The sequence below is a fragment of the Bradyrhizobium sp. 62 genome (assembly GCF_023073035.1).
Lineage (GTDB): Bacteria > Pseudomonadota > Alphaproteobacteria > Rhizobiales > Xanthobacteraceae > Bradyrhizobium.
In genome coordinates this window covers 269,975-274,497 of the sequence record NZ_JADPIT010000016.1, presented here as the reverse complement: position 1 = coordinate 274,497, position 4,523 = coordinate 269,975, and the positions used below count along the sequence as shown (strand labels likewise).

At 64.2% G+C, this 4,523-nt stretch carries 5 protein-coding genes; 4 read left to right on the top strand and 1 reads right to left on the bottom strand.

The annotated features are described in order from the left end of the window. Positions 1–124: 124 nt before the first annotated feature. Positions 125–1,132 carry an Hsp33 family molecular chaperone gene (locus tag IVB47_RS20310; protein WP_027514423.1) on the top strand — a complete coding sequence of 336 codons (1,008 nt, stop codon included), beginning with the start codon at positions 125–127 and terminating at the stop codon, positions 1,130–1,132. A 57-nt stretch (positions 1,133–1,189) separates the two neighbouring features. Here IVB47_RS20310 and apaG read toward each other — a convergent pair whose 3' ends face one another. Beyond that, positions 1,190–1,594 (bottom strand): Co2+/Mg2+ efflux protein ApaG, encoded by a 405-nt coding sequence (apaG, locus tag IVB47_RS20305; protein WP_106941285.1) that lies wholly within the window; start codon positions 1,592–1,594, stop codon positions 1,190–1,192. Between the two features lie 180 nt (positions 1,595–1,774). On the opposite strand from apaG, the gene IVB47_RS20300 reads away from it, so the two are divergent. From IVB47_RS20300 to IVB47_RS20290, 3 genes are all read left to right on the top strand, one after another. Then, positions 1,775–3,040, top strand: coding sequence for an OpgC domain-containing protein (locus IVB47_RS20300; RefSeq protein ID WP_247285326.1), 1,266 nt, complete (start codon positions 1,775–1,777; stop codon positions 3,038–3,040). Beyond that, entirely contained in the window at positions 3,040–3,837 is a 798-nt protein-coding gene (locus IVB47_RS20295) for an SGNH/GDSL hydrolase family protein (RefSeq protein ID WP_247463662.1), read from the top strand. The genes IVB47_RS20300 and IVB47_RS20295 overlap by 1 nt, the downstream gene beginning before the upstream one ends. A 12-nt stretch (positions 3,838–3,849) precedes the next feature. Then, on the top strand, positions 3,850–4,523 hold a 674-nt coding region (locus IVB47_RS20290), incomplete at its 3' end, for an SGNH/GDSL hydrolase family protein (RefSeq protein ID WP_247463659.1).

Below are 4,523 nucleotides of genomic sequence, written 5' to 3'. Positions count from 1 at the left end.
GTGGTTATGGGTCCCGGCCTTCGCCGGGGCGACACCGAATTTGCCGTATCATGATCAAACCAGTGTCCAGATGAGCTGCTCCGAACCCCTTCCAATTCCGCCTTCCGACCCCAGATAAAGCGCCATGGTTTCCCAATCCCCTGACATGAAAACCGGGCCCGAAGGCCCGGTTCGCGCGCCATCCGCGGTTCCGATCGATGACGCCGTGCTGCCCTACGAGGTCGACGCGCTCGATGTGCGCGGTCGGCTGGTGCGGCTTGGTCCGGCGCTCGACGAGATCCTGACCAAGCACGATTACCCGGCGCCGGTCGGCAAGCTGCTCGGCGAGGCCATCGTGCTGACCACGCTGCTCGGCTCGGCGCTGAAGTTCGAGGGCCGCTTCATCCTCCAGGCCCAGACCGACGGTCCGGTGTCGTTCCTGGTCGTGGACTATCAGGCGCCGGATCGTCTGCGCGCCTATGCGCGCTACGACGCCGCGCGCCTCGGCGATGCAAAGGATTCCGGCGCGCTGCTGGGGCACGGTCATCTCGCCATGACCATCGACCAGGGCCCCGACATGAGCCGCTACCAGGGCCTGGTCGCGCTCGACGGCGGCAGCCTGGAAGACGCCGCTCACGAATATTTCCTGCGCTCCGAGCAGATCCCGACCCGCGTGCGTCTCGCCGTCGGCGAGGAGTGGCGCTCGAACGACGGCGGCAAGCATCGCTGGCGCGCCGGCGGCATGCTGATGCAGTTCCTGCCGAAGGCGCCCGAGCGCGCGCGGCAGGCCGATCTGCATCCCGGCGATGCGCCCGAAGGCGTCGAGGTGCATGCCGTCGCTGAAGACGATGCCTGGGTCGAGGCGCGCTCGCTGATCGAGACCGTCGAAGATGTCGAGCTGATCGATCCGGAGCTGTCCGGCGAGCGGCTGCTCTACCGTCTGTTCCACGAACGCGGCGTGCGCGTGTTCAATCCGCTGCCCTTGAAGGCGCAATGCTCCTGCTCGCGCGACGCGGTGGCATCGATGCTGAAGAGCTTTTCGTCCGACGATCGTGCCGCGATGGTCAAGGACGACAAGGTCGTCGTGACCTGCGAGTTCTGCAGCTCGGTGTACGAGTTCACACCGGACGAGGCGGGCGTCGAGGACGCGTAGCGCGGTGCTGTAGTGCCGGAGGGCGGGTAAAGCGAAGCGTGCCCACCATCTCAGACCCTAATTCAACACCCGCTTGTTGTCCGGGCTGTCCAGCGAGAACGTCGGCACGTCGATCTCGAAGCGCTCGCCGGTTGCGCTGACCATCTGGTAGCGGCCGGTCATGAAGCCCGAGGCGGTCGTGAGCGGCACGCCGGAGGTGTATTCGAAGCGTTCGCCGGGGGCGAGCGTCGGCTGCTCGCCGACGACGCCCTCGCCCTTCACCTCCTGCTGCCGGCCGGTGGCGTCGGTGATGATCCAGTGCCGCGTCTTGAGCTGCACGGTCTCGTCGCCGGAATTGGTGATGACGATGGTGTAGGACCAGAAATAGCGGGAGCGGTCGGCCGACGACTGCTCCGGAACAAAGTTCGGCTCGACGGTCACTTCGATCTGGCGGGTCACGGCGCGGTACATGATTGCCATCATACCGAAATCTGCTCGGGAACCAAACGCTGGAGGCGGTTCTGGCGACATCGTCCCGCCAGAATTCGCAGGGAAGTACACGTCCAAGTGTCTTTGCATGTGATCCGGGCGCTTTGCGAGATGACGGCCGGACCGGTACACTCCTTGCCACGTCGCGATTTGCGGAAGGGTTTTTAGCCCCCGATGACCATTGCCGACCAAGTGACGGGATCGACGATCGCGGGAACCGCCAAACCTGTGGAGGTCAAATCCGCGGGTGCGAAGCCGCGCGCGGCATCGCCGGCCATTTCGCTGCCCGCCATCGGCGAGCGCGAGCTCCGGCTCGACCTGTTCCGCGGCCTGGCACTGTGGCTGATCTTCATCGACCATTTGCCGCCGAGCCTTCTGACCTGGTTCACGATCCGCAATTACGGCTTCAGCGACGCCACCGAGATCTTCATCTTCATCTCCGGCTATACCGCCGCCTTCGTCTACGGTCGGGCGATGCTGGAGTCCGGCATCGTCGTCGCCACCGCGCGCATCCTGCGGCGCGTCTGGCAGATCTATGTCGCCCACGTCTTCCTGTTCACGATCTTCCTTGCCGAAATCTCCTACGTCGCGACCAGGTTCGAGAACCCGCTCTACACCGAAGAGATGGGCATCATGGATTTCCTCAAGCAGCCCGACGTCACCATCGTGCAGGCGCTGCTGCTGCGCTTCCGTCCCGTCAACATGGACGTGCTGCCGCTCTATATCGTGCTGATGCTGGCGCTGCCCTTGATCCTGTGGCTGATGAAATGGCGCCCCGACGTGACGCTCGGCCTCTCCGTCGCGCTCTACGCGGTGACCTGGGAATACGATCTCTATCTGTCGGCCTATCCAAACGGCTTCTGGGCCTTCAATCCCTTCGCCTGGCAATTGCTGTTCGTGTTCGGGGCATGGTGCGCGCTCGGGGGTGCGCGACGGATGTCGCACATTCTCGCTTCGCGGGTGACGATGTGGATCGCGATCGCCTATCTGGTCGCGGCATTCTACGTGACGCTGACTTGGTATGTGCCGCAGCTCTCCCACTTCATGCCGAAGCGGCTCGAGCAGTGGATGTATCCGATCGACAAGGCCGACCTCGACGTGCTGCGCTTCACGCATTTCCTGGCGCTGGCCGCGCTCACCGTGCGCGTCCTGCCCCGGGACTGGCCGGGCCTGAAATCGCCCTGGCTGCGGCCGCTGATCCTGTGCGGCTCGCATTCCCTGGAGATATTCTGTCTTGGCGTCTTCCTAGCCTTTGCCGGCCATTTCATCCTGGCCGAAGTCTCGGGCGGCCCGGTGATGCATGCGCTAATTAGTCTCTCCGGAATCCTGATCATGTGGGCCATGGCCTGGCTGATTTCGTGGTACAAGCGGGTGGCTGACAAGAGCGGTTCGAAAACCAAAAGCGCCGTCGGCAGCGCCGATATGGCGGGAGGGGGCTGATGAAGGCGAAGGTTTTCCTGAGCCTGATCCTGCTGTGCGGTGGTCTCGCCGCGCCTCCGGCGCGTGCGGACGATGCTGCGCCTGCTTCTTCGGCCGCGCCTGCTGCTTCAGCCGCGCCCGCAGCCTGCGAATTGCCGTCCTATCTGCTCACCAGCGAAAGCCAGCTTCCCAAGGTCGCCGATGCCATCAAGGCCGGCAAGCCGCTCGAAATCCTGGTCATCGGCAGCCGCTCGACCACGATTCCGGCCTCCGAGGACGCTTCTTATCCGGCTCGGATGCAGGCCATCCTGAAGGAGAAGCTGCCGCCGACCGAGACTGTGCACGTCTCCGTAGAAATACAGAGCAAGAAAACGGCCGAGGAGGCGGCCGCCAGCTTCGTTAAGCTGATGGAAGCAAAAGCGCCTACTTTGGTCATCTGGCAGACCGGGACCGTGGATGCTATTCGAGCCATTGATCCCGACGATTTTCGTGGCGCGGTGACCGAAGGGGTTGTTGCGTTGCAAAAGGCAGGGGCTGACGTCGTCTTGATGAATCTGCAGTACAGTCCGCGTACCGAAACCATGATCTCGGTGCCGCCATACCTCGACAATATGCGGGTGGTGGCGCAGGAGCACGATATTCCGCTGTTCGATCGTTTCGCGATCATGCGGCAGTGGAATGACCAGGGGCAGTTCGACCTGTTCAGCCCGTCGCGCGGGCCTGAGCTGGCGAAACAGGTCCATGATTGCCTTGGCCGGGCGTTGGCACAGTTCGTGATCGACGCTGCCCATCTGGAGCCGGCCCAGCAGCAAAATTGAGGTCTAGCGTTAATGAGTTCTCTCCGCCCTTTTTGCCTGACGGCATGGCTGGCTGTGCCCGCAGCAGCGGTGCTGCTGTTGCTGAGTCCGGCCTCGCAGTCGCGCGCGCAGACGCAGGCCGCGCAGGCAACGCCGGCCCCGCAGCAATCGGCTGATCCGGCTCCCGCTTCACCATCCCAGACCACCGTCGCAGCGACGTCCCCCGACCAGCGCGGCATCACGGCGCGCGCCATCGACAAGGTGAAGCAGGTCGCGAAATCCGCCGGCGACATCTTCAGCCGCGTCCCCTGCCTGTCGCCGAAGGGCGGCGCGAAGGCAATGGGCTCGCTGCCGCATGTCGCGGGCAAGCTCGTCGCCGGCCAGCCCGTCGTCATCGTCGCATTCGGCTCGTCGTCGACCGCGGGATTCGGCGCGAGCTCGCCGGAGTTCAACTATCCCAATCGCCTTGCCGCGCAGCTGCACCGGCACTATCCGACTGCCGACATCACCGTCGTCAATGCCGGCGTCGGCGGCGAGGACGCACCCGAGATGATGAAGCGCCTCCAGAAAGAGGTGATCGACGTGCATCCGGATCTGGTGATCTGGCAGGTCGGCACCAATGCCGTGCTGCGCAATCTCGATCCCGGCGATACCGCCAAACTGGTCGAGGACGGCATCAGCCGCATCCAGGCTGCCGGCGGCACCGA